23 protein-coding genes are annotated in these 24017 nt (G+C 50.2%); 7 read left to right on the forward strand and 16 right to left on the reverse strand.

Translation table 11 applies throughout. From position 1 onward, the window contains the following. Positions 1-39 precede the first annotated feature (39 nt). Complete coding sequence (locus C2I18_RS29285; RefSeq protein WP_249899199.1) at positions 40-1209, reverse strand: DUF1835 domain-containing protein; 1170 nt, start codon at positions 1207-1209, stop codon at positions 40-42. A gap of 671 nt (positions 1210-1880) precedes the next feature. Between C2I18_RS29285 and C2I18_RS29290 the strand changes: the two genes are divergently transcribed. Then, positions 1881-2096 (forward strand): hypothetical protein, encoded by a 216-nt coding sequence (locus tag C2I18_RS29290; protein WP_249899200.1) that lies wholly within the window; start codon positions 1881-1883, stop codon positions 2094-2096. Between the two features lie 554 nt (positions 2097-2650). Here C2I18_RS29290 and C2I18_RS29295 read toward each other — a convergent pair. Beyond that, positions 2651-2902, reverse strand: a complete 252-nt coding sequence (locus C2I18_RS29295) for a YolD-like family protein (RefSeq protein WP_249899201.1) — start codon at positions 2900-2902, stop codon at positions 2651-2653. Between the two features lie 315 nt (positions 2903-3217). Continuing rightward, the gene (locus tag C2I18_RS29300; protein ID WP_249899202.1) at positions 3218-4861 is read right to left on the reverse strand and encodes a hypothetical protein; all 1644 of its coding nucleotides are present in this window, start codon (positions 4859-4861) and stop codon (positions 3218-3220) included. A 285-nt stretch (positions 4862-5146) separates the two neighbouring features. Between C2I18_RS29300 and kduI the strand changes: the two genes are divergently transcribed. The 3 genes from kduI (at position 5147) to kduD (ending at position 7595) form a co-directional block, all read left to right on the forward strand. Next, the gene (gene kduI / locus C2I18_RS29305; protein WP_249899203.1) at positions 5147-5980 is read left to right on the forward strand and encodes a 5-dehydro-4-deoxy-D-glucuronate isomerase; all 834 of its coding nucleotides are present in this window, start codon (positions 5147-5149) and stop codon (positions 5978-5980) included. A gap of 35 nt (positions 5981-6015) precedes the next feature. Further along, the gene (locus tag C2I18_RS29310; RefSeq protein WP_249899204.1) at positions 6016-6771 is read left to right on the forward strand and encodes a DeoR/GlpR family DNA-binding transcription regulator; all 756 of its coding nucleotides are present in this window, start codon (positions 6016-6018) and stop codon (positions 6769-6771) included. A 68-nt stretch (positions 6772-6839) separates the two neighbouring features. Further along, a complete protein-coding gene (gene kduD, locus C2I18_RS29315) occupies positions 6840-7595 on the forward strand; it encodes a 2-dehydro-3-deoxy-D-gluconate 5-dehydrogenase KduD (protein WP_249899205.1) in 756 nt (251 codons plus the stop codon). A gap of 95 nt (positions 7596-7690) precedes the next feature. Here the strand turns inward: kduD and C2I18_RS29320 are convergent, their stop codons facing one another. Continuing rightward, positions 7691-8212 carry a hypothetical protein gene (locus tag C2I18_RS29320; RefSeq protein ID WP_249899206.1) on the reverse strand — a complete coding sequence of 174 codons (522 nt, stop codon included), beginning with the start codon at positions 8210-8212 and terminating at the stop codon, positions 7691-7693. Between the two features lie 108 nt (positions 8213-8320). Beyond that, positions 8321-9412: a stalk domain-containing protein gene (locus C2I18_RS29325; protein ID WP_249899207.1), complete on the reverse strand. Its 1092-nt coding sequence runs from the start codon at positions 9410-9412 to the stop codon at positions 8321-8323. Between the two features lie 164 nt (positions 9413-9576). On the opposite strand from C2I18_RS29325, the gene C2I18_RS29330 reads away from it, so the two are divergent. After that, positions 9577-10200, forward strand: coding sequence for an NUDIX hydrolase (locus C2I18_RS29330; RefSeq protein WP_249899208.1), 624 nt, complete (start codon positions 9577-9579; stop codon positions 10198-10200). Here the strand turns inward: C2I18_RS29330 and C2I18_RS29335 are convergent. Both C2I18_RS29335 and C2I18_RS29340 read right to left on the reverse strand, forming a co-directional pair. Continuing rightward, entirely contained in the window at positions 10197-10871 is a 675-nt protein-coding gene (locus C2I18_RS29335) for an HAD family hydrolase (RefSeq protein ID WP_249899209.1), read from the reverse strand. The two genes, C2I18_RS29330 and C2I18_RS29335, sit on opposite strands and share 4 nt — an antisense overlap. A gap of 110 nt (positions 10872-10981) precedes the next feature. Then, on the reverse strand, positions 10982-13057 hold the full coding sequence (locus C2I18_RS29340) for a beta-galactosidase (RefSeq protein ID WP_275100949.1): 2076 nt from the start codon (positions 13055-13057) through the stop codon (positions 10982-10984). A gap of 189 nt (positions 13058-13246) precedes the next feature. Here C2I18_RS29340 and C2I18_RS29345 point away from each other — a divergent pair, with 189 nt between their 5' ends. After that, the gene (locus tag C2I18_RS29345) at positions 13247-14116 is read left to right on the forward strand and encodes a helix-turn-helix domain-containing protein (protein WP_249899210.1); all 870 of its coding nucleotides are present in this window, start codon (positions 13247-13249) and stop codon (positions 14114-14116) included. A gap of 45 nt (positions 14117-14161) precedes the next feature. Here C2I18_RS29345 and C2I18_RS29350 read toward each other — a convergent pair whose 3' ends face one another. From C2I18_RS29350 to C2I18_RS29370, 5 genes are all read right to left on the reverse strand, one after another. Next, on the reverse strand, positions 14162-14503 hold the full coding sequence (locus tag C2I18_RS29350) for a DMT family transporter (RefSeq protein WP_249899211.1): 342 nt from the start codon (positions 14501-14503) through the stop codon (positions 14162-14164). Then, positions 14500-14829 carry a DMT family transporter gene (locus tag C2I18_RS29355; RefSeq protein ID WP_249899212.1) on the reverse strand — a complete coding sequence of 110 codons (330 nt, stop codon included), beginning with the start codon at positions 14827-14829 and terminating at the stop codon, positions 14500-14502. The genes C2I18_RS29350 and C2I18_RS29355 overlap by 4 nt, the downstream gene beginning before the upstream one ends. After that, a complete protein-coding gene (locus C2I18_RS29360; RefSeq protein ID WP_249899213.1) occupies positions 14826-15377 on the reverse strand; it encodes a TetR/AcrR family transcriptional regulator in 552 nt (183 codons plus the stop codon). The genes C2I18_RS29355 and C2I18_RS29360 overlap by 4 nt, the downstream gene beginning before the upstream one ends. A 143-nt stretch (positions 15378-15520) precedes the next feature. Next, positions 15521-17260 (reverse strand): ABC transporter ATP-binding protein, encoded by a 1740-nt coding sequence (locus C2I18_RS29365; RefSeq protein WP_249899214.1) that lies wholly within the window; start codon positions 17258-17260, stop codon positions 15521-15523. Beyond that, a complete protein-coding gene (locus C2I18_RS29370; RefSeq protein ID WP_249899215.1) occupies positions 17257-18993 on the reverse strand; it encodes an ABC transporter ATP-binding protein in 1737 nt (578 codons plus the stop codon). Before C2I18_RS29370 ends, C2I18_RS29365 begins: the two co-directional genes overlap by 4 nt. A gap of 151 nt (positions 18994-19144) precedes the next feature. Here C2I18_RS29370 and C2I18_RS29375 point away from each other — a divergent pair, with 151 nt between their 5' ends. Then, complete coding sequence (locus C2I18_RS29375) at positions 19145-20017, forward strand: LysR family transcriptional regulator (RefSeq protein WP_249899216.1); 873 nt, start codon at positions 19145-19147, stop codon at positions 20015-20017. Between the two features lie 106 nt (positions 20018-20123). Here C2I18_RS29375 and C2I18_RS29380 read toward each other — a convergent pair whose 3' ends face one another. The 4 genes from C2I18_RS29380 to htpG all read right to left on the reverse strand — a co-directional run bounded on the left by C2I18_RS29380 (position 20124) and on the right by htpG (position 23871). Continuing rightward, complete coding sequence (locus tag C2I18_RS29380) at positions 20124-21044, reverse strand: NAD(P)-dependent alcohol dehydrogenase (protein ID WP_249899217.1); 921 nt, start codon at positions 21042-21044, stop codon at positions 20124-20126. Positions 21045-21135: 91 nt separating this feature from the next. Beyond that, on the reverse strand, positions 21136-21357 hold the full coding sequence (locus tag C2I18_RS29385; RefSeq protein WP_249899218.1) for a helix-turn-helix transcriptional regulator: 222 nt from the start codon (positions 21355-21357) through the stop codon (positions 21136-21138). A gap of 1 nt (position 21358) precedes the next feature. Then, positions 21359-21805, reverse strand: a complete 447-nt coding sequence (locus C2I18_RS29390; protein WP_249899219.1) for a hypothetical protein — start codon at positions 21803-21805, stop codon at positions 21359-21361. Positions 21806-21996: 191 nt separating this feature from the next. Then, positions 21997-23871 (reverse strand): molecular chaperone HtpG, encoded by a 1875-nt coding sequence (htpG, locus tag C2I18_RS29395; protein ID WP_249899220.1) that lies wholly within the window; start codon positions 23869-23871, stop codon positions 21997-21999. Positions 23872-24017: the final 146 nt, after the last annotated feature.

Raw genomic sequence — 24017 nt, forward strand, 5'->3', positions numbered from 1 at the left:
GTATTATACCATGATACGACTTATTGGCTGTGAAACAGGTTATATTGAGTGGTTCCTGGCTTCTATATAGTCCCGATATTTATCATGCAGCTGAATATTTTCAGTTATGGATTCCCCGGTGTTTTTATCAATGATATCTGCTTCAAAGTTCAGGCTTCTATACCCATCAAACATCTCCATAATGGAATATATAACCTCTTCTATCCATTCGTTTTTGTCCAAACTATCTGCGCTTAAACCGGCATAAGTCTGCTTGATAACCTCCAGTTCCATAAACAAACTGTTCAGCTTATCGGGCAAAAGCAAATCTTCTCGAGGCGAGCTTAATTTACGTCTACCCCATTTAACAGAGAACTGATGCAAAGCAAAGGGCAACCCGCTGAATTTTAACATCCCTTGGTTAATCAACATCCAGATTCTATAGGAAATAAATGTATCCCTTACGAATTGACGGGACGTCTCAAACACCTTGACAACGACACTCCCGGCCTTTATATATCCATTCTCATCCTGCTCGTGCTCCAGTTCAATAACGGATCTTATGATCAACTCGTCCAAGGCATCTTCCTTCCGGCCTTTAACAGTGCCTTCTTCCCACAGACGAAGCAGATGATTCTCTTCCGAGAGCATGAGCCATTGTGACTCATACATTCTTCTACGCTCAGGATCAAGAGGAATGCCTGAATAGTATTTTTGAACAATATCCTGAAAATGCTCCCGGTTGATTAATGCTCTAAAATAAGGTGCAGGTTCATCGTTCTTTTGAAACCCGGCAGCATGAAAGAGTTCCGTCACATTGACAATATGAACCGGCTGTTCCCGCTCTCTCAACAAGTGCAGTACAAAACGCAGACCCGTCTGGTCATGTGCATTATCCGCACACCAAATAACGACTGTTTGCTTTGCGGGAATGCTCCTAACTGCCTTGATCATATGATCCAGCTGATGCTCCCGGTTCAAATGCTGACCATATCTGGCATGCTCATCAAATTCCATCAGCCACAAGAGCCTATTCTGCTGTCCGGCTGCCGTTTCCAGGTTACAGATTGGCCCTACCGAAAAGCACTCATCGAATGCTAACACTTGGCAGAGCTCCTGTTTGCCGGTCTTCCTGAGCGTAACTTTTAGTGAACCTGCATCTGAGAGACTGAACACAATATGGACATATCGTCTCAGTCCCTGCGGCAGGCTGTTGTACAACTTCTCCATGTGTGCCTCCTAACGCAAACTATTCCTCTTATATTACCACATATTGTAACTGGACCAACGTTAGCCCCGCTATATACTTTGATAACAAAAAAAGCCGCGCTATAATGGCGGCTTTTAACGAGACTGCTGTAAATTTTTGAGAACCTGTTCCAGTCGGTCTCCATGTGATATTTCGGCTTTCACAGGGGTTCTAAATTTGGAGTCCGCATAACTGCAGTACAATACCAGAAAGTTATCAGCGGAATAGCTAATCGGCGCAAGGGAGCTTACAAGCTGATTGCTTTTTTCAAACTCCATCTTAGCCTCCTCTCGTTCATCCATTGTTCCGTATTCGTACACTCTGATGACTTCATCATTACTCAGCTTGCAGCTGACAGACTCCACACCGTTAAGTGCATGTCCGGAGAAAAGGTGGTGATTACCATCTGCTGCTAAAGAGATTTTACGGCATCGTTAGCAGACGTATATTTTTGTTCAGACACACAGGCACTTAGCAGAAACAGCAGCATACATGTCAGTACAACGAAAACGCCTCTTTTCATAGTAAATTCCCCTTATACTCTCCGCTTGTATCCTGCAAGATACTGGAATAGAATAGGTTCAAGTAAGCAGTTACCGGAAACTTAAGGAGGCGGGGACAGGTGTCAGACTCGGGGAACGAAAAAAAGGTTTTGGCAACGGAAAAATTGTATATGGAAACAACCGGGGTTATCACAACGCCTGTGTACAAGGTCAGTAAGGAGCAGAAAGAACAAGCCGATACTCTGTCTGCCGAAAAAATCCAAAAAGCACGCGAAGAAGCTATTCCTTCTATCCTCAAGCGTTATGAAAAGCGGCAGAAGGAGCTCCTTGGGCTTAAAGGTGACCAGGATGTTGAAGAAAACTGATACACTCTAAGGCCTTGATGCTCCATTCTGGCGCCCATCTTGATTTTCGTTCTAACTGTAGCGTTTCGCAAAATTCAACGGGACTTTTCCCGCTCATTTCGTACATCCGCCTAAATCCCCCAATTCAACGGGACTTTTCCCGTTCATTTCATCCATCCGCCTAATTCCCCCCTATTCAACGGGACTTTTCCCGTTCATTTCGCACATCCCTCTAATTTCCACTTAGCTCAAAAGCATTTGTACCTCCGATTCCGCTCCATTTCCCGATTTCCGCGGATTCAGAAGCATTTCTACTTCTCATTTCACTCATTTCCATAATATCTGCGGATTCAAGGGTACGTTTACCTCACATTCGTCCATAAAGCCAAATTTCCACAAATTCAAAGGTACTTATACCCTTCACTTCTGCCCATGCTACCATCTCCACTTATCCCGTATCGTTGCACAAACAATGGTTATGTATAATTCAGCAGATTGATTCTCTCCGTTAAATGAGTAATAAAAAAACTCCCGACAAACGTCAAGGAGTCTTAATATAATCTTACCCGGCCGATCTAGTCGCGCGGATAGTCCATTGCCATAATATCCATGAAGGTAACCTTGGTGATCTCTTCATTCAGGCTGAGATGCACCTTGCCGGTCCGCGGGTCCATTCCGACGATTGTGCCGCGTACCTGTTCTTCCTTGCCCCAAACCGTCAACAGGACCTCGGATGCCTCCTGCATCGCTTCGGTCAGCTGATTGCCGATTTCCTCCAGTACAAATTCATCTCTTGTCGGCCGTTTGGCCACTTTTGCTTTTGCCACGCCATTCCTCCAATAAGTCATTAACAAGGATTCTGATGCTGCCATCGTATGAATGCTCTTCCCTATTATACCATGGACGCACTCCGCATTGAACCGCAATCCCTGATGTTATTCCTTTTGGAAAGAATTTATTGCACAGCGTAATCCTGCCGGAAATGACTCTAAAGATGGTATCCGCTTCCGCCCGACCGGTACGGCGCCACAAGAACCTGTACCTCTCATGACGCAGCTCCCAAATCTGTTTGCGGTCCTCCACCATTTTCCCGTAAACAGGGCTTCTATACTGATTCCCGCCTGCAGACTCCTCCGGATAAATTAAACCGTGTAATCCTCCAAGGAGATGCTTTGACCGTTCAAACGGGCCTGTGATTTCCCCCCAACAGCTGCATTCCCGGCATCCGTAACTGCCAGCCGCAGCTGCTCTCCTCCTACCGTATTGTAATCCACCGCAAGCAGGTCCCCCGGTGTAAATACCGGTGTCTTGGCCGCCATGGCTGCTACAAAATCATCCAGCCCGTCTATCCCTTTTTCCACTGCCTGCTCCGGCAAAACCGCCTCTACCACTACGCCACCCGGCATTCCTTTAACCTGTACCTCCAAATAATCCGCACGTTCGATCAGCTCATAGTCTTGTGACAGGTAAACTGCAAAATATACGTTACCTGCAAGTCCGAACAGCGCCTGATCTGCCTCACGCCAATCTCCTTTGGGAAGCACGCCAATCAGCGTATCTGCTTCTCCTTCGGGGACCGGATAGAGGGTCATCACTGTGCCTTTATGATACAGAACTTCCATATACGGACTCTGATGCCGCGGATCGCCTTCATGATAACCTTTGCCCGGATGGAAAAAATACAGCTGGTTGGCTCCGCCATCAGGTGTCACCGGCAGGGAATACGTCCAGCGGAGCTGCTCATTGTCGAATTCTTCCACACGTTCCCACAGGCCGCCCACAGCATAATCCGCAGTAAAATATCCGTATGAATGCAGCAAAGGCTGCGGATTCGGATCATCCGGCACAACCTTTTGCGTTAGCTTCTTCACCTCTGACGGTGCAGTACGGTCCAGCGCCGTTGTCCGCGCCTGCTGAGGTACTTCATAGAACAGGAAACCCGCATATTCCGTACGCGGCATTCCGTCCGGCAGCCCAAAATCCCCGAACTGGACATAATCATTCAGCACATTTCTGTCCCCCGGAACATCATGCGGCCAGCCTCTGGAGTGAGCGCCGGCCCAGGCACCGCGGAAATAGAATGCTGCCCGTACGCTCCACAGATGGTCCAGCATCTCCGCAAGGACAGCTTTTACCCCGCCATCCTGCTCCAGTTCCCAAGCACAGGTAAACGCCTGAACCCAATGCCAGAACCAGGGCAGACTGCCATACTCGGGCATGCCCTTCTCTCTAATATATGCAAGCGTCTTCTCCAGGCTGTCCCGCCCGTCTTCCCGCAGCTCTTCATCTTCAAAGACAGTGCCGAAAATCAGCTTCGCTGCCGTATACTTGGCCTCATGGTGACCAAACGTCACCACAGGCTTGCGGAAAAACCCGCTGCGGTATATATGGCCGATTGCTGTATGAAAGGCAATTCTGAGGCTGGCGCTGAACTGGCTGTTGTAATGTTTGCAGAACCAGACCATCAGGCTGCCCATAATCTCCACCGGGAGCTCGTGCGGCTTGGCCTCACGCGGATTTGGTCCCAGACCGAGCGGCCAGTGTCCGTACAGCTCCGTGCCCGGCTGCCTGTTCTGCAGCAGTACCGTTTCCAGCATTACCGCTTCGGCTTTGCGTTTGGCTTCCTCCCGGCTGAAAGGCACCTCAAGCGACTCATCAGATGCGGCGGCGAAGAGATAAGAAGCATAATAGAAGTTATTGCGCACATCATCATGGAACCAGAGACCGCTGTCAAGCAGCGGCCGGCGCTCCGCTTCCAGCGCTATTCTATAGATAATTTCGTTCATGCGAGCCTGATAAGAATTCAATATATGCTTGCTGTCCCCCACTTCCGTTCCCCTCCAAAAATGTTTTCTGTTGTTCTGCCTTTGCTTTCCCGCTGTACACCCGCTGTAAAATCCTTCTATCCAGCTCTATTGTGCACGCTTTCGGTTCATATGGCAATCCATAAAAACTATAAATAAACTAAAATAAACGCACTAAAAAAGATTACCTCTTGCCAAATGAACGAATATGGATTAAATTGAACTCATACGAACGAAAATACGACTACGAAGGAGATTGAATAATCAATGGAAAGACGTTTCGCATCCCACCCCAACGAAGTTAAGCAGTTTGATACCGAGCGCCTCCGCAAAGAGTTCCACATTCCTGTTATTTTTGCGCCGGATGAACTGAAGCTTGTGCTGACACACGAAGACCGCATGATCGTGGGCGGTGCCAATCCGGTTAACGGCGAGGTTGCCCTCACTACTGATCTGAAAGAGCTTGGTGTGACTTACTTCCTGGAACGCCGTGAACTGGGTGTCATCAATGTTGGCGGCAAAGGTTTGGTTGTGGTAGACGGCACAGAATATGAAATCGGCTTCAAAGAATGTCTGTATGTAGGACAAGGCGCCAAGGATGTTGTGTTCAAAAGCGCTGACAGCGCAAAACCGGCGAAGTTCTATCTGAATTCCGCTCCTGCCCACCAGTCTTACCCTACCACCAAAACTACGCTGGAAGAATCCGAATCCGGTGCACTGGGCGGTCTGGAGAATTCTAACGAACGTACCATTCACCGCTTTATTCATACTAACGGCGTTCAGAGTGCCCAGCTGGTTATGGGTATGACCCAACTGAAGCCGGGCAGCATGTGGAATACAATGCCGGCACACACGCATCCCCGCCGGATGGAAGCTTACTTCTATTTCGATCTTCCCGAAGACTCTGTGGTATTCCACCTGATGGGTGAGCCAACAGAAACACGCCACATCGTTATGCACAACGAGCAGGCTGTTATTTCCCCAAGCTGGTCGATCCACAGCGGCGTAGGCACTCATAACTATACATTCATCTGGAGTATGGCCGGAGACAACAAAAGATATGATGATATGGACCCCGTATCCATGAAGGAATTACAATAGACTTAACAACAACTACGGAAAGATGAGGCAGCCGGATGAACCCGATACGACGACACGAGATGATTATGGAAGTTATGCTGAACCAGAAGGATGTAACGGTGAATGAGCTTAGCGACAAGCTCCAGGTAACAGGAAAAACCATCCGCGAGGATCTCAGTAAGCTGGAAGAACAGGGACTTATTGTCCGTGTGCACGGCGGAGCTGTACTGGCGCAGAGCGACCAGTTTGGCATTCTGCCGTCCAAGACCCCGCTGGATAAGTATTCCGACGAGAAAACGGAGATCGCAGGGCTTGCGCTGGCCCATATCGAAGAGGAGGACATTATCGCACTGGACGGCGGAAGCACCACGCTTGAGATCGCCAGGCGGCTGGACAATATGCCTCTGACGGTAGTCACCAATGATGTTTACATCATCAGCGAGCTGGTTCCCAAAGACAACATCCGTCTGGTCGTTCCCGGGGGTTACCGTGTCCGCAATATGCTGGCCGGTCCCGAAGCTGTCTCTTATGTGCAAAAGCTAAATATACAAAAAGCATTTCTGTCGGCTACTGCCGTGCATATCGAGCATGGGCTGTCCATTTATACCGGTGATTTGATCGATTTCAAGCAGGCTTTGGTGTCCACTGCCCGTAAAGTGTTCGCCGCCTGCGATCACCACAAGTTCGGGCATACCGCCCTGCGCACCTTCGCTTCCCTTCAGGAAGTGGACGTGCTGCTGACAGACAGCGGGCTTCCGCCCGGGACGGTTGAGCAGTTCCGCCGTGCCGGTGTCAACATCGAATGCGGGTAGTTAAATACTTTTTTTGATAGATACTGCATCATCAATATATTTCATACGCTAAAGGAGCGAATTTCATTATGTCATCATTATTCAGTCTGGCAGGTAAAACAGCAATTGTAACCGGAGCAGCGCAAGGCCTTGGACAAGGCATCGCCCTGGCATTTGCCGAAGCAGGTGCGGATGTCGTTTCCGTCTCCCTTAATACCAGTGAAGAAACAGTAACTGCAGCTCAAGCTTTCGGTGTCAAAGCACTGGGTATTGAAGCGGACCTGAGTGACCACACACAGCTGCAAAGCGTGTTCGATCAAGCGCTCCAACTCACCGGCAAAGTAGACATTCTCGTTAACTGCGCAGGTATGATCCGCCGTACTCCTGCTAAAGACCACAGCGAAAAAGACTGGTTCGATGTAATCAACCTTAACCAGAACACAGTATTCCTGCTGTCGCAGATCGCTGGCCGCCACTTCCTGGAAAGAGGATCCGGTAAAATCATCAACATCTGCTCCATGCTCTCCTACCAAGGCGGTATCAATGTTCCTGGTTACACTGCCAGTAAGCATGCTGTTGCCGGCTTGACCAAAGCCTTCGCTAACGAGTGGGCACAATACGGCTTGAATGTTAACGCCATCGCTCCTGGATACATGGCCACTGAGAACACTGCACCAATCCGTGCCGACCAAAGCCGTTCCGATTCCATCCTTGACCGCATCCCTGCCGGACGCTGGGGTACTGCCGATGATGTTAAGGGACCCGCTGTATTCCTGGCATCCGAAGCTTCTGATTATCTGAACGGCCATATCCTGGCTGTTGACGGCGGATGGCTGGCAAGATAATACTTGCTGCAACCAATGATGTAAATACAACGAACCCGGATGCTATGGCATCCGGGTTTCTTTTGGTGCTATATTGAACTGGTACCCTAGTTAGGTTAATCCGTAAGCTCCACGTACTCTTCCGGATGGTTACGGATATAATCTGCGATAACAGCATGGGTAACCGGACCTGTCTGCTGAAACTGTTCGTAGAACCCGTCTATTGCCTGCCTCAGCTCCGGATCACGGTCGGGATCACTAAGGACAGCCTCTCCCCATTCCAGCCCCCGTCTGCGGTTCCTATCTTCTAAATATTTCCGTGTATCTTCCAGCAGCGGTAACATGCCGGATGTTTCAAAGAAGCGGATTCCTTCTATTACTCGGTCCCAATATCCGGGTATGGCCAGCATATAAGAAATCCAGGCATAATATTCGTTTGCAGATTTATGGCTGTGATCATACATTACCCGAAACATGCAAAGGGACTGCTGCCCTCTGCTCAGCTGCGAGATTACCTCCGCTTTTACTGCAGGTGACTTTCCGCGGATGAGCTCAAATGTTGGCTCCATGCACTCCCTGCCGAGTCTTTCATCGCTTAGTGTTAAAAAGTCCTCCCGGCTCATTGGCGGCAAACTCATTGCACAGCTCCCTTCCCTATTTATTTGGCACTATTGACGCACGCTTCCATACAAGGCTTCCCGCCTGAATCATTCCCAGCAGCAAGAAGTGCAGCATCAGCATGCCTATTATGACTGCAACAGCACCTTAATCTTCTTTGCCAGCTGCTGGTCCTGCTTATTAAGCGGATCCAGCGTAAAGCTGTCCGAAATCATGATCAGGCCTTTATAATAGAAAATCTGCTTTCCAAACACATCCATCACTGTTCTTAGCGGGACAAAGGTTCTTCCATTTACAATCTCCATCTCTTTTCTGCTCTCGCTGAATACAATCTTCCGCTCATTATATTCAACTGTAACTGCAGAAGTGGTGGAGTTGATTCCGATTGACGCATTAAACTTGTCTGAGAGAAAACGCAGGGGAACCATCGTTTTTCCTTCCCTGATGTAAGGCTCCACTTTACGGTTAGCAGGATCAACCTGCGCTTTACTGCCCTGGACTAATACATTGGCGTGTCCCACTGAGAGCACGACAGTCTTTTGCAAAATATGATCCATCCGCGTGTCTGTACCTCCGCTCTGCTCTGATCCACTCTGACACGGGCTGCCTTTGTACAGCTCCATATACTCCACAATGATCTCAACCGCTTCCTGCCGGATATCCCGATTCAGCCCCGTGTCGGCCAGAACCTTCTCGGTGTTGTTCCAGCTGCAGTCCATATTGTGCTGGGAAACGCCCAGCATATGGATCAGCGCCACGGTCCGGCTGTCGGGAAGTTCCTGCTGCGCCAGAGTCATCCAGGACAAATCAGGCTCCAGATAGCGGTCCAGTATTTTCATATAACCAATCACAAAAATCTCTTCCGGAGCAAGCTCCTTTTTATCCAGAACATCCGTCTTCTTCCCGTAAGTGAGCTGCGAATACTCTTCCGCAAGGTTCCTGTCTGACCACACCTGGCCGGAATACAGTGCATTGACTGCCGCTGCCTTCTCATCCAGTGGAGTGTAGGGGGATTGCAGGAAATCCGCAACAGCTTTGTTCAGACCGTCACTCTCAGCCTCGGCCACCATATCTACATCCAAATAAGCCCTATAAATCTGCGTTGAAGTTAACGGTGAATCTGCGTGGACACGGCTCTGTCCGATGGCAAAGCTTCCTGTAACGATCAAGAATGAGACCAGGATTACCTTGCACCAATGAGCATATTTACTTGTAAACATAATAACCCTCCCGGTTACATGCATTTTGTGTTACCTGCTGTGTCAGTGCCGCGGGACTCTTCCCATCGATTGCCTGAAAAACATGGATTATGATATATTTACCCGATAAACTTAGCATAGTGCAGTAATGAAGCCATAGCCGGATAAATAAAGGAGCATAAGAAATGAACTCAGAAATACTGACTACTTTTGATGAGCACGGTAATATTACCGGTTCCGCCCCGCGTGATGAGGTACACCGGCTGGGACTTTGGCATGAGACCTTCCACTGCTGGTTTGTCGCCAGAGAACACCATTCGCTGCAGATCTATCTTCAGCTGCGCAGCCAGCATAAAAAAGACTATGCAGGTCTTCTTGATATTACTGCTGCCGGCCACCTGCTGGAGAGTGAAAGTCCGGAAGACGGAATCCGTGAAGTGCAGGAGGAGCTGGGGATTGATGTTGCTTTTGAGGACCTCATTCCGCTGGGTATCGTCCCCTATACTATGGATAAGGCAGGATTTATGGACCGTGAGCGCGCGCATGTCTTCTTGTATGAGAACCATGCTCCGTTCAGCCAGTTTCAGCTGCAGCAGGAAGAAGTCGCTGGAATGGTCACGGCAGGCTTCAGCGAATTCCGCAGCTTTTGGCTCGGGGAGCGCAGCGATCTTCATATTCAGGGTTTCCGCGTGGAAGACAGCGGAGAGCGGAGCCGGATTGACCAATTGGTGGACATCAGCCATTTTGTGCCGCATGAGCACTCTTATTACCTGCGTATTCTGGAGGGGATTGAAGAAGCTTTTGGCTAATCCATGTTTTTTTCCAGCAATACAATATCAATTAATTCCTTTAAATCATGGATGACAGCGTCTGCTTTAACAACAGACTCCACATGACCCGTTCTTTTCCAGACCGTCTTCATTCCGGCGTCACGGCTGGCACGAATATCGTTATCAGGATGATCACCGACAAACAGGGCATTTTCGGCAGCAATATTCAGTCTGTTCAAGGCAAGCTTGAAAATGGCCGGATCAGGTTTGCGCAGCCCCTCCCATTCAGAGATCAATACTTCATCAAATAAATGGGTGATTTGCAGTGACCGGAAATTATCATATTGAAACTGCCCATACCCGTTGGAGACCAGAGCCAGCTTAATATCATGGTTCTTTAGCTCTGTAAGCATATCCAGCAGATTCGGGAAACCTATACAATGCGCTTGAAAATTATGTATGTAATCATCTAACAGCAAAGACCAGTCCATATCCGGAACCGGGAACTCCTGAAGGATCTGCTGGTAGACCTTGTCCTTCCATACATAACCGTGATTATCAAGTTCTATCAGACGTTGAATGAATCTTTCCTTGCCGATAATTTGGAGCTCAGGATACCGCTCGTATTGATTTCCTGCAAACGCTAATAGTGATGAGTCACGGTCCAGCAAGGTTCCGTCCAAATCAAACAATACCGCCTTTATGTTCACATCCATCCGCCCCTTTCACGTACATATTCGTCCTTATTGCATAAATTCCCTGCCAAAGAAATACAAAAAGCAGAACCCTGCACTCAGGGTCCTGCTTCTTTATTTCCTGCCTAAGCCTGTGCCTTGCGTTTCAGTATAGCCAGTCCGTTAACCGGAAGTGTAATCTCTGCCGGAACCTCTGCGCCCGATTCCATATCCGTGTAGGCGCGTCCGTCCAGGACAACCGTCTGCTCGCTGCCGCTGAAATTCTGTACAAAGATGTAGTCCTGTTCACCGTCTGTACGCGGCTGTGCAGTTACACCTGCCGGCAGTTCACTGTCCAGGGTGCGGATAATTCCCGCATTGGCAGTAATGGCTGCATACAGCTCCACATAGAAAGCCGGATCCTTCACGCGTGTAGCCAAATGATAAGCTTTACCTGCACCCAGCTTGTTCAGCGTCAGGGCCGGACGGCCGGCGTAGAAATCACTGCGGTAAGTTCCAAGCGCTTCTGCGCCTTCCAGGTGGATCAGTTCGGCAATCTCGTGGGCATCGTAGTCACCGGACAGGTTAAGGGCATTGCCTTTCTCAAGTACAAGGCCGTTCAGATCCCGGTCGTGCAGCCCTTCTGTCTCTTCCGCCCAGATTCCCAGCGTCTTGCGCAGCGGTCCCGGGAAGCCGCCCAGATGGCACAGATCATTCTCTCCGACAACTCCCGACCAGTAAGTAGCCAGGAAGTTTCCGCCCTGCTCCACATAGTTCTCAATGTTACGGCCGTTTTCTTCTGTAATAAGGTACTGCATCGGAGCGATAACCAGCTTATAGCGGGACAGGTCATCCCCGGAGCCGACAACATCCACCGGTATCCCCAGCTCCCACAGCGCACGGTAATGCTGAGCTACAGTCTCTTCATATTTCAGCCCGGAATTGCGGATACCCTGCGCATCCTTGATCGCCCAGCGGTTATCCCAGTCAAACAGGATCGCGGTCTCTGCAGGAGTAGAAGTGCCTACTACATCTGTCAAGCCAGCCAGTGTTTGGCCTACTTCAGCAACATCCTGGAACACACGGGTGTTCTCGTGTCCGCTGTGATCCACAACTGCACCGTGGAATTTCTCACTGGAGCCCCGGCTTTTACGCCATTGGAAGTACTGTACGGAATCCGAGCCGTGGGCCACGGCCTGAAGTGAAGACAGCTTATGCATGCCCGGGCGTTTCAGCTTGCTGACCGACTGCCAGTTCAACAGCGAAGGTGTGCTCTCCATCAGCAGGAACGGTTTGTTCTTGAAGCTGCGGAACATATCATGGTGCATGGCTGTCCAGGCGGCAAGACGGGAATCGTCATTGTCTGCGGTATAGCCCCAGTCCGGATAAGCATCCCAGGAGACCACATCCAGAATTTGGGCCAGCTTGCGGTAGTCGATGCCGTCAATATTGTGCATATTTGTCGTAATCGGCAGCTCCGGGTTGTAAGAGCGCACTGAATCCATTTCATGACGGCAGAAATCAATCGTCTGGTCGCTGACAAAACGCCGCCAGTCGAGGTTCATGCCGTGTACCTGTGTCTCGCCGTGCGGAGCCGGAGATTCAATCTGATCCCAGGAAGTATAGGTATGGCTCCAGAATGTCGCCCACCAGGCATGGTTAAGCTCATCCAGACTGCCTTTGTATTTCGCCTTCAGCCAATCTCTGAATGCATCCTGGCAGTAATCACAGTGGCATTCGCCGCCGAACTCATTGGAAATATGCCAGCCGATTACAGCCGGATGATGGGCATAACGCTCCGCGAGCTTCGTATTGATCAGCGCTGTTTTTTCCCGGTAGACCGGAGACGTAAAGCAGTGATTGTGCCGGACCCCGTGCAGATTACGCACACGGTTGCGTTCGATACGCAGCACTTCAGGATACTTTGCTGACATCCAGGCCGGACGTGCGCCGCTCGGGGTAGCCAGGAATGCATATATACCATTTTCGGCAAAGGTATCGAGCACATGGTCCAGCCATTCGAAGGTGAACACGCCTTCTTCCGGTTCAAGTGACACCCAGGAGAAAATACCGACGGACATTACATTGCAGCCCGCCAGCTTCATCATCCGGATATCCTCATTGAACACTTCAGGGTACTTCAGCCATTGCTCGGGATTATAGTCGGCACCGTGCAGCATTACAGGGGCCTTGCTGCTGATTGCAGGGGATTTGAGACTCATAAGGGTAGATTCATCCTCTCATTATCTGTCCGTGTCAGGATGGGACTTTTCTCTGATTATACTTCTCCAGAAGTCCTGTCCATATTGCGGATTATCATTTATACTATTTATAATAAAGGATAATTGTTTGTTAACAGTAGGAATATTCTCGCGACTGCATAGCACTAAATGAACATGAGGTGAATTACTTTGCTGCCCTTTTCCCTGGTTGAGCTGCCCCGCAAGGCTGATGCCTTTCCGCTCTACCCTTATTCGGTAGGCCACCATATCCAGTATCATCATGTCCGGCCGACCGGCTTTCCCGTGCACCAGGTATTTCTGATCCGCAGCGGCAGCGGCCTGTTCCGCGATCTGGCGGACGGTACCGAAACTGTACTGGCTCCGGGCATGGTATTTGCTTTTCCGCCTGACCGGGGCCATGAATATTATCCGCTGTCCCATGAGCCCTGGCATGTGGCCTTTATCGGCTTCTACGGCAGCCAGTCCGGTCCGTTGCTCGAAGGATTGCGTCTCCTGCCCTACGCCCCGTTCAAAGTGGATCAATTCGAAGAGTGCTGGGATCTCATCTCCGGGATCTGGCATACCGTTGACAGGCATAATGCTGCCCGGCTGGATGAAAACACGATGCAGGAGCTGTCCATCACCCTGTACCGGCTGCTGCTCATGCTCCGCAGGGGAGATTCTGCCTTTAGCCCGGCTGAGCGCCCGGAGACCGAAACGGTCCGGAATGATGCGCTGCAAAAAGCAGTCAGCCTGATCAATGAGCATTTCACCGAACCGCTCCTGATCGCTAACCTGGCGGCAGCCGTGGGTTATTCCGTCCAGCATTTTCAGCGGCTGTTCCTGCAGGAATTCGGTGTCACTCCGCATAAATATCTCCAGAATCTGCGGCTGCAGCGGGCGATGCAGATGATTACCGAGAGCCCTGAACGGCCGGTGCAGGATCTCGCGCTGAACGTGGGCATGGAGACGAATTATTTTATCAGAGTCTTCCGCAAAACCTATGGCTGTACACCGGGGGTTATGGGACAACGCCTGCGCAGCGGCAGCAGTATGTAGTACTTTTCAGCAAAGTGTCAGACCGTGTATGATCAAAAGCTCCTGTCAGACCGGCGGAGCTTTTTCCGGCTGGTTGGAGGCGTTCAGCAGTACCACACCGGCGATGATTGCGGCAATAGCGATAAATGAAACCACAGTAAAATGATCCTTCCATATCACCACGCCAAGCAGTGCCGTAACCGCCGTCCCTACTCCTGACCAGACCGCATAAGCGAGACTTAACGGAATGACCTTGAGACTCATCGACAAGCAATAAAAGGATAACCCCATGCCAAAAACAACGCCTACCCCCGGCAGGAGATTGCTAAAGCCGTCCGATAATTTAAGCATGGTTGTGCCGAAAATTTCAAAACAGATAGCCAGTGCCAGATAAATATAACTTTTCATAGCGTCCCCCCGGATGCAAGCTTCAGTGCAATTACACCGCCGATAATCAGCAGCAGACCGAGTATTTTTTTGGCATTCATCCGTTCTTTATAAAAGAATACCCCCACCATTGCCGTTAACGCCGTACCTGCTCCCGACCATATGGCATAGGCCGTGCCGAGTGAAATGGATTGAAGCGCCAAAGACAAAAAATAAAAAGCTGAACCCAGGCCGGCGATTACACCAAGGGAGGGATACAGCCGTTTAAATCCGTCCGATAATTTCAGCAGCGAGCTGCCGCATACCTCGGATACAATGGCAATAGCCAATAATACAAAAGGATTCACAGTCCCTTTTCCTCCTTATCCGTCATTTTGAGCAGTTCCCGGATCACTTGTTCACGCAGCGCCGGTTCCAGCTTCCCGAAGCCGAACATTTCCGAGAACCAGAGGCCGTCAGCCGCCAGCCGGACAATGGTTGAACGCACAGGATCTATTCCGTCGTTTTCGATATTTTTCTGCCATAAGGTATACTGCTCCTGCAGCTTTTCAAGCAGTTCAGGCTTGCTGAAAAGGGCTGCGGTAAGCGCTGTACTGATCCCGTTACCCTCCTGTATATCATAAGCCACCGATTCCGTGTAAGCCCTGCTCCACCTGCCCTGCTCGACCGCGGATTGTGCCGCCCTTCCCTGCACATCTGCAACAAAACCATCCGTCAGCTCTTCGACCAGTCCCTGAATCAATGCATTTTTGTTCGGAAAATGGTGCAGCAAGCCGCCTTTGCTGACGCCTGCTTCCCGGGCTGCTGCTTCAAGAGTAAGCTTCTCCACGCCCTGATTTCTGATAATTTCAGAAGCTGCGGCTAATATAAGCTGCCGTTTCGAATTGCTGTTCAAATTCATCACCCCCGAATTTACTATACCGTCTGGACGGTTTTTATGTCAAAATCATTTTTCCGTGCAACATAAACGGCAGCCGCCGGAACCTGATCGCTCAAGTTCCGGCGGCTGCCGCTCTTATTGTAAGGCTATTGTACTGACTATACTGCAGCAAACTGGCTGTTATACAGCCGGGCATAATATCCGCCTTGTTCCAGCAGGCCTTCATGCGTACCGCTCTCGACGATATCCCCGTCTTTCATGTACAGGATCATGTCTGCCTCACGGATGGTAGACAGCCGGTGGGCGATGACAAAGCTGGTGCGGCCGGACATCATGGTCAGGAAGGCCTTCTGGATGCGGATTTCCGTCAGTGTGTCGATACTGCTCGTCGCTTCATCCAGAATCAGCATCGGCGGATCCGCCAGCATAACCCGGGCAATGGTCAAGAGCTGCTTCTGGCCCTGGGAGAGGCTGTCTCCCGAGCCGGAAATTCGGGTATTATAGCCTTCAGGCAGCCGCCTGATAAAGCTGTGCGCATTGGCTGCTTTTGCCGCGGCAATGACCTCCTCTTCCGTAGCCTCCGGCTTTCCGTAGGCAATATTGTCACGGATGGAGCCGCCGGTCAGCCACGTATCCTGCAGCACCATGCCAAAGTTCCGGCGCAGGCTGTCACGGGTGATCTCCTTGATATTTCTGCCGTCAATTCTGATCTCGCCGCTGCCCACATCGTAAAAGCGCATCAGCAGGTTGACCAGTGTTGTTTTTCCCGCCCCGGTCTGTCCGACAATTGCTACCCGGGTGCCCGGCTTCACCTCCAGGCTGAAGCTCTTGATCAGCGGGCGTTCCGGGTTATAGGCAAAGCTGATCCGGTCAAAAACAATCGTACCGGGCTCCGTGCCCAGGATATGTGCCTGAGGGCTGTCCGGCGTTTCCTGCGGCAGATCGAGTATGGCAAAGATCCGCTGTGCGGAAGCCGTTGCAGACTGCAGCTGTGTGATCACTCCGGTAATCTCGTTGAACGGCTTCGCGAACAAATTGGAGTAGATCAGAAAGCTGGATAAATCCCCTACAGACAGATGCCCCCCGATGACAATCGCACTGCCGATCATCGCAATAACCGAGAAGGTAATGTTGTTCACGAGTCTTGTCGTCGGATTAGCCAGGGAACCGTAGAACTGTGATTTGACTCCTGTACGGTATAATTGATCGTTGTGTTCCGAGAAGCGGGCGAATGAACGCTCTTCATAATGAAAAGCCTGAACCACCTTTTGCCCGCCGACAATTTCTTCTGCATAGCCGTTCAAACTGCCTACAATTTTCGCCTGCTCCCTGAACATCTGCTGGGAACGGGTAGTGATGAACCGGGCTACATAGTATGTAACCGGCGCCGAGAGCAGGACGACCAGTGTCATCACCGGACTAATGTAGAGCATCAGGCCGATGGCTCCAACTATCGTAACGATGCCGGTCAGCAGCGTGGAGAAGCCCTGCAGCAGCCCGTCTGACACGGCATCCATATCATTGACAAAGCGGCTGATGCTGTCTCCCTGCGGATGGTTGTCGTGGAACTTCAGGGGCAGAGCATCCAGCTTGTCAAACAGCTCACGGCGCAGTTCATACACTGTGCGATAAGCCATCCGGTTGGTGTAGTAAGTCAGCAGCCAGCCGAAGAAGCTCCCGGCAAGATACACTGCTCCCAGAATGAGCAGCAGCCGGAGAACGGCAGGAAAGTCGACGTTCCCCGGACCAATCATCTGATCAATCGCCCGCCCGATAAGCAGCGGGCCAATCAGGCTGGATATCACACTAAGCACGGCGCTGACCGCTGCGGCTACGGCAATTCCTTTATGCTGCCTTGTATATGTGATTATTCTTTTCCAGGTTGCTGTACTGGTCATTGTCCTGCCTCCTTACCTGACAGCTGGGACTTGCAGATCTCCTGATACACACTGCAGCTCTCCAGCAGCTCGTCATGACTGCCGGTGCCGGCAATCCGCCCTTCATCAAAAACAATAATCCGGTCTGCCTGCTGCACCGTGCTTACCCGCTGCGAGACGAGCAGTACGGTCGTATTCCCGCTGTACGCCTTCAGCGCACGGCGCAGCGCGGCGTCAGTGGCGAAATCCAGCGCGCTGGAGGAATCATCAAGGATAAGGATAGGCGGCTTCCCGACCACAGCACGGGCAATCGTCAGCCGCTGCTTTTGCCCGCCGGACAAATTTCTGCCGCCGCGGGCTACAGCGGTATCGAGTCCCTCCGGCAGCTTGGCAATAAACTCCTCCGCCTGGGCCACTGCAGCAGCCTGCATAAGCTCATCCACGGATGCATCCGCCTTGCCCCAGCGGATATTATCGGCAATGGTTCCGCTGAACAGCAGCGCCTTCTGGGGAACCATACCGATTCTGCCCCGCAGCTGTTCCAGCGGAAACTGCTTTACGTTCACGCCGTCAATTCTGACTTCTCCTGCGGCAGCATCATAAAAGCGGGAAATCAGGTTCACGAATGTGGACTTGCCCGAGCCGGTGCTGCCGATCAGTCCGACCGTTTCCCCGCGGTTAATCGTCACCGAAATATCATTCAGTGCCAGTTCACCCGTAGCATGATATCTGAAGGACACATGCTCAAAGGCAACAGCCGGCGCATTCCTGTCTTCCTGCGGGAGTGCAGGATTGCCGGCATCAGCGATCGAGGTCACCGCAGCCAGCACTTCATTTACCCGGTTTGCCGAGGAAGACGCTTTGGTGAACAGGATGACCAGATTGGACACCACGATCAGGGCAAGCAGAATTTGAGTGACATAGTTGATAAAAGCAATAATCTCGCCCTGGGACAGCCTTCCTGCATTGATTTGGAACCCGCCTGCCCAGAGAATGGCGATAATTGCCGCATTCACTACTAGGGTAGTCAACGGTCCCAGCCAGGCGGCAATCCGTCCGACCCGGATCGCCGTTGCCGTCAAATCCTCCGAAGCCGCATCAAAACGCTGCTTTTCGCGCCTGGACTTGGCAAAGGCGCGGATGACCCGGATGCCGGACAGATTCTCGCTGAGCACCAGCGCCAGGCTATCCAGCTTCTGCTGGTATTTGCGGTACAGCGGCGCGCTGCGGGTGATTATATAATACAAAATGATCCCGAACACCGGAGTCGCCGCAAGCAAAATAAGCGACAGCCGGAAATCAAGAATCATCGACATGATTATCGCCCCGATGCAGATGAACGGCGCACGGACAACGAGCCGGATCAGCATGGCCACGGCAACCTGCAGCTGATTCACATCGTTCGTCAGCCGGTTGATAAGCGAAGGGGTACCGAACGTGTCCAGTTCAGCATAAGACAGCGAAGAAATATGCTTGAACATCTTGTTGCGCAGCGAAGTTCCAAAACCCTGGGAGGCCCTGGCCGCATAATACTGGCAGATCATGGAGCAGCCGAAGCCGAGCAATGTCATGACGATCATCAGCGCACCCATCCGGTATACATATCCGCTGTCACGGTTACCGATCCCGTGATTAACGATCAGGGCCACTACAGTAGGCAGCAGCAGTTCCAGGATCGCCTCCAGCAGCTTGAAGATCGGCCCCAGGACCGTTTCTTTCCTGTAGGGCTTAAGAAATACAGCAATTTTAAACACAGCAATCCTCACCTAACTTCTTGAATTATGTAACAGCTATGAATCCTGTAAAAGACACGTTATGATTATGTCATATCTGTTATCATATTAATAATATTGGTTTCGTATCCCTGCGATACGAATTACATATGTTATGACCCGGAGGTTAGCTATGGACATAAGACAGCTCAAATATTTTTTGGCTATTGCCGAGGAAGGACAAATCACTTCAGCAGCACGCAAGCTGCAGATGGCACAGCCGCCGCTCAGCCAGCAGTTGAAGCTGCTGGAGGAAGAGCTTGGCGTCAAGCTGGTGGAGCGGGGACCGCGCAGTATTCAGCTGACTGATGCCGGAATTATTCTGCGGGAACGGGCTCAGCAGATTCTGGAGCTGACCGATTCTACTGCACGGGAGCTTAAAGATTATGTAAAGGGCGTATCGGGCACGCTTTCTCTCGGCACCGTCTCTTCTTCGGCATCGACTTTGCTTCAGGAGCGGCTGCTGGAGTTCCATCACCGCTATTCCGATGTGAAGTTCGAGATTCATGAGGGCAACACTTACCGGATCCTGGATCTGCTGCACAAAGGCATAATAGAGGTCGGAATCGTCCGTACACCTTTCAGCAGTGCGGGCCTGGATTGTATCTATACGGCAACGGAACCTATGATTGCCGTAATGTCTCCAGAGTATGACTGGACCGGGGAACGGACAGTCATTGACATCAGTGAGCTGCAGCATCAGCCGCTGATCATTTACCGGCGGTTCGAGCGGCTTATCCGTGAGACCTGTCTGGAGCACGGCTTTGACCCGCAGTTCTTCTGCATGAATGATGATGCCCGCACCACCCTGCTGTGGGCCAATGCCGGCTTTGGTGTCGGTATTATTCCAAGATCTGCTTACAGACTTGCTGACAACAGCAACCTGGCCGCCAAAGAAATCCGCAGCGACTCGCTGAACACCCGGATCGCTGCCGTCTGGCTCAAAGACAAATACCTGTCCGCTCTGGCGGTGAAATTTATCGGGATTTTTCAGCCTAAGCATTAGCTGAGCGATCCTCTATAAATGAAACAGCGACAGCAAAGGACTGGAGAATAAAGTCCTGAACCGTCGCTGTTTCATTTAACTAACTTGTGAGTGAAGGACGTTTATATTAAGTGCCGTCCATTCGTGTTACAGTTATAACCACATTGCCCTTCTTATGTTTTTGCTCGACATAACGATGGGCATCTGGAATTTGTTCTAACGAATAGCGTCTATCAATGACGGGTTTAATATGTCCCGCTTCAAGCTGCTCCTGCAGAAAGATAAGGTCTTCTACGCGGGGCTTTTGTGACATATGCACACTAACATAATTTCCGTCCGGACGCAGTGCTTTTTTGAATGTTGATTTATTGATATTCGATACCGGTTTCCCGACGGCATCAAAGATTAAATCATAGGTTTCTTCAAGCGCCAAGAAATCCTGCTTCGTATAATCTACGACCCGGTTCGCTCCTATAGAGCTTACCATCTCAAGATTGGCAGTACTGCATACCGCTGTTACATCTGCCCCGTAATATTTGGCAAGCTGCACCGCATAAGTACCCACACTTCCAGAGGCTCCATAAATAAGAACCTTCTTTCCGCTCGCGATATTCCCTTGCCTTAGAAAGTTCAATGCAGTTGTTCCCCCGACAGGAACAGCCGCAGCCTCCTCAAAGCTCACATTGGCCGGTTTGATGGCCACCATACCATCTTCAGGCAAACATTTGTACTCGGCATAGGCACCGAACCCAAAACCGCACGACGCAAATACTTGATCACCGGCTTTAAATCTTGATACATCTTTGCCTGCAGCTTCCACTTCCCCAGCTAACTCAAACCCCAATATGGTAACTTTTTTGGGTCTTAAGAGACCATTGTACAATCTTGCAAGGTAGGGTTCGGCCTTACGCATGCGCCAGTCACCCGCTGATACCGTTGTTGCATATATTCTGACCAGTATTTCATGATCTCCGGGTGCGGGTTTCTCCAGCTCCTTCAGATGAAGAACATCGGGCGGCCCGTATTTGGCATATACAATTGCTCTCATCCTTTCCCCTCCTTGATTGTACTTTTTCCATATTACAAGAGCGGGAACATCGCGGCAGCAGTGTCGCTGAACAACCCTTTTCTCTCCTTTGCTAATCTATGCTATCTCCATAAAAGAATATTTCTTCCAAAGGCAAGCTAAAGGCATGGGCAATGCGAAAGGCCAGTTCCAGTGAGGGGGAGTAGTTTCCTTTTTCAAGAGCCACGATCGTTTGCCTGGTTACACCCACCTTGTCGGCCAGCTGCTGCTGGGTCATTTCATCATGATTGAATCGCAGTTTTCTGATGTGATTGCCAACAAGAACTTTACCCATCTTAGACTCCTTTCCTGTAGTAATACAGTCTCGATATTGAACCCGTTACGTCTGAAAAAAATCCGGAGACGATTAGGACGATGAACATCACCTTTAAGGGCTGGTCTATCACCAATGAGCCCATAGCCAGCAGAAAGCCAGTGACAAAGATGGCAAATGAATTCCGGAAGGCCAGCAAGCCGATGCGCTCATCCAGTTCATCCGCAAATGCAGGTTCCTTTTCACCCGTAGTAATCCGGAAGACGATATTAAAAATAATACTGATCACAATATGTGCAGCGACGGAAATAAGGGTCAATACAAGAACGAAGGATCCCCAGTAATGGAAGGTTACTTTAGAATCCAACATTTCATTGGGGTACTCAGGGTACTTGAACAAGCAATACACAGTAAAAATGAGAATGGTGCTGATCAGCGATACGATGCTCTTCTTTTCTTGGTAAGTCATGGATTACACCGCCTTCGACAAGGTAAAGTATACTAAACATAATGTATACCAAACTATACATCATGTCAATTTTATTATACAAAAAAAGGCGATTCACCTTTTCCTCTGAACAACACCAAAAACCCGCCCCGGTCAGCACCGGAGGCGGGTTCTTTCGGTTCAGAAGTCCACACGGCACCTAGCCGCCGACCTCACACCATGATTTTACAAATGTCGTTAGTAAATTGTACAGGATCACTGACCTGCAATCCTTCGATCAGCAGCGCCTGATTATACAGCAGGTTCGTGTACAGGCCCAGCTTTTCCTGGTCGCCTGAGGCAGCCTTCAGCGCTTTGAACACGTCATGATTGATGTTGATTTCCAGCACCTTGTCCGCCTGCACCTCCTGGCCGTTCGGCATGGCCTTGAGGATTTTTTCCATCTCGATCGTCAGCTCGCCTTCTGTGGAGAGACATACCGGATGGGACTTCAGCCGTTTGGAGGCTTTGACTGATTTTACTTTGCCGGCCAGAACGCCCTGCATTGCATCGAACAGTCCTTTGTTTTCGTTCTCTTCCTCTTCAGACGGTTTGTCTGCAGCATCCTCAATGCCGAGGTCACCGCTGGAGACGTTTTTGAATTCTTTTTCCTTATAAGACATGATCATCTTGATCGCGAACTCATCGATATCGTCGGTGAAGTAGAGAATTTCGTACCCCTTGTCCAGAACAAGCTCGGTTTGCGGCAGCTTCTCGATCCGTTCAGCCGATTCACCGGATGCATAGTAGATATACTTCTGGTCTTCCGGCATTCTTTCCACGTATTCAGCCAGTGTCACCAGTTTCTTCTCTTTGGAAGAGGTGAACATCAGCAGATCCTGCAGCGTGTCTTTTTCCATACCGTAGTCATTGTACACACCGAATTTCAGCTGTCTGCCAAAAGCTTTATAGAACGTTTCATACTTCTCTCTCTCATCCTTAAGCAGGCTCAGGAGCTGGCTCTTGATCTTGCTCTTGATGTTCTTGGCAATCAGCGTCAGCTGGCGGTCATGCTGCAGCAGCTCGCGGGAGATGTTAAGCGACAGATCCTCGGAATCCACCATCCCTTTGACAAAGCTGAAGTAGTCAGGCAGCAGATCGCCGCATTTGTTCATGATCAGCACACCGTTGGAATAGAGCTCCAGACCTTTTTCATATTCCTTGGTGTAGTAGTCGAACGGAGTATTCTCAGGGATAAACAGAATCGCATTATAAACCACGGCGCCGTCGGCACTGATATGGATATGCTTCAAAGGCTTATCAAAGCCGTAGCGCTTCTCGTTGTAGAAGTTGTTGTAATCCTCTTCAGTCAGTTCATTTTTGTTCTTGCGCCAGATCGGCACCATGCTGTTGACGGTTTGCTCTTCAGTGGTTTGTTCAAACTCGCCCTCGCTGCCTTCCTTAGGCTTGCTGCTGGTAATATCCATCTTGATCGGGAAACGGATAAAATCGGAATACTTCTTGATGATGGATTTCAGGCGGTATTCTTCCAGGAACTCATCGTAGTTGTCCTCTTCGGAGTTCGCTTTAATCTTAAGAATAATATCCGTACCTACGGTTTCCTTCTCGTAAGGCTCAATTGTATATCCGTCTGCACCCTGGGATTCCCATTTGAACGCCTGGTCGCTGCCCAGCGCTTTACTGATTACGGTAACATCGTCAGCCACCATAAAAGCGGAATAGAAGCCGACCCCGAACTGCCCGATAATGTTGTGGCCGTCCTTCGCTTCGTTATCCTTCTTGAAGGCAAAAGATCCGCTGTTCGCAATAATCCCGAGGTTGTTCTCCAGCTCCTCCTGGGTCATCCCGATCCCTGTATCAGAGATGGTCAGCGTGCGGCTGTCCTTATCGGCAGTGACTTTAATGAAATAGTCCTCTTTATTGAACACCAGGCTGTCGTCGGCCAGTGCTTTGTAATAGATTTTGTCGATGGCATCGCTTGCATTGGAAATCAGCTCCCGCAGGAAAATCTCCCGCTGTGTGTAAATGGAGTTAATCATCATTTCCAGCAGTCGTTTGGATTCGGCTTTAAACTCTTTTTTGACCATGGATAACATAATCTCCTTTCAAAAATAACCCTCTGATATCTTCCGGATGGTTTAGCACTCCAATAAGGTGAGTGCTAACACTCCCTTTTATATATCATATTACCGTTTTTGGTGTCAATATCTTGCTGCATAGCTGTATCCTTTCG

The sequence above is a fragment of the Paenibacillus sp. PK3_47 genome, assembly GCF_023520895.1.
Classification (GTDB): domain Bacteria; phylum Bacillota; class Bacilli; order Paenibacillales; family Paenibacillaceae; genus Paenibacillus_AQ.

Bases quoted from the DNA above. Each gene is read 5' to 3' on its own strand.
- C2I18_RS29380 (WP_249899217.1), bottom strand. From the start codon at position 21,044: ATGAGAGCAATTGTATATGCCAAATACGGGCCGCCCGATGTTCTTCAT.
- kduI (WP_249899203.1), top strand. From the start codon at position 5,147: ATGGAAAGACGTTTCGCATCCCACCCCAACGAAGTTAAGCAGTTTGAT.
- kduD (WP_249899205.1), top strand. From the start codon at position 6,840: ATGTCATCATTATTCAGTCTGGCAGGTAAAACAGCAATTGTAACCGGA.
- C2I18_RS29390 (WP_249899219.1), bottom strand. From the start codon at position 21,805: ATGACTTACCAAGAAAAGAAGAGCATCGTATCGCTGATCAGCACCATT.
- C2I18_RS29300 (WP_249899202.1), bottom strand. From the start codon at position 4,861: ATGAACGAAATTATCTATAGAATAGCGCTGGAAGCGGAGCGCCGGCCG.
- C2I18_RS29325 (WP_249899207.1), bottom strand. From the start codon at position 9,412: ATGTTTACAAGTAAATATGCTCATTGGTGCAAGGTAATCCTGGTCTCA.
- C2I18_RS29330 (WP_249899208.1), top strand. From the start codon at position 9,577: ATGAACTCAGAAATACTGACTACTTTTGATGAGCACGGTAATATTACC.
- C2I18_RS29285 (WP_249899199.1), bottom strand. From the start codon at position 1,209: ATGGAGAAGTTGTACAACAGCCTGCCGCAGGGACTGAGACGATATGTC.
- C2I18_RS29320 (WP_249899206.1), bottom strand. From the start codon at position 8,212: ATGAGTTTGCCGCCAATGAGCCGGGAGGACTTTTTAACACTAAGCGAT.
- C2I18_RS29375 (WP_249899216.1), top strand. From the start codon at position 19,145: ATGGACATAAGACAGCTCAAATATTTTTTGGCTATTGCCGAGGAAGGA.
- htpG (WP_249899220.1), bottom strand. From the start codon at position 23,871: ATGGTCAAAAAAGAGTTTAAAGCCGAATCCAAACGACTGCTGGAAATG.
- C2I18_RS29340 (WP_275100949.1), bottom strand. From the start codon at position 13,057: ATGAGTCTCAAATCCCCTGCAATCAGCAGCAAGGCCCCTGTAATGCTG.
- C2I18_RS29385 (WP_249899218.1), bottom strand. From the start codon at position 21,357: ATGGGTAAAGTTCTTGTTGGCAATCACATCAGAAAACTGCGATTCAAT.
- C2I18_RS29350 (WP_249899211.1), bottom strand. From the start codon at position 14,503: ATGAAAAGTTATATTTATCTGGCACTGGCTATCTGTTTTGAAATTTTC.
- C2I18_RS29310 (WP_249899204.1), top strand. From the start codon at position 6,016: ATGAACCCGATACGACGACACGAGATGATTATGGAAGTTATGCTGAAC.
- C2I18_RS29365 (WP_249899214.1), bottom strand. From the start codon at position 17,260: ATGACCAGTACAGCAACCTGGAAAAGAATAATCACATATACAAGGCAG.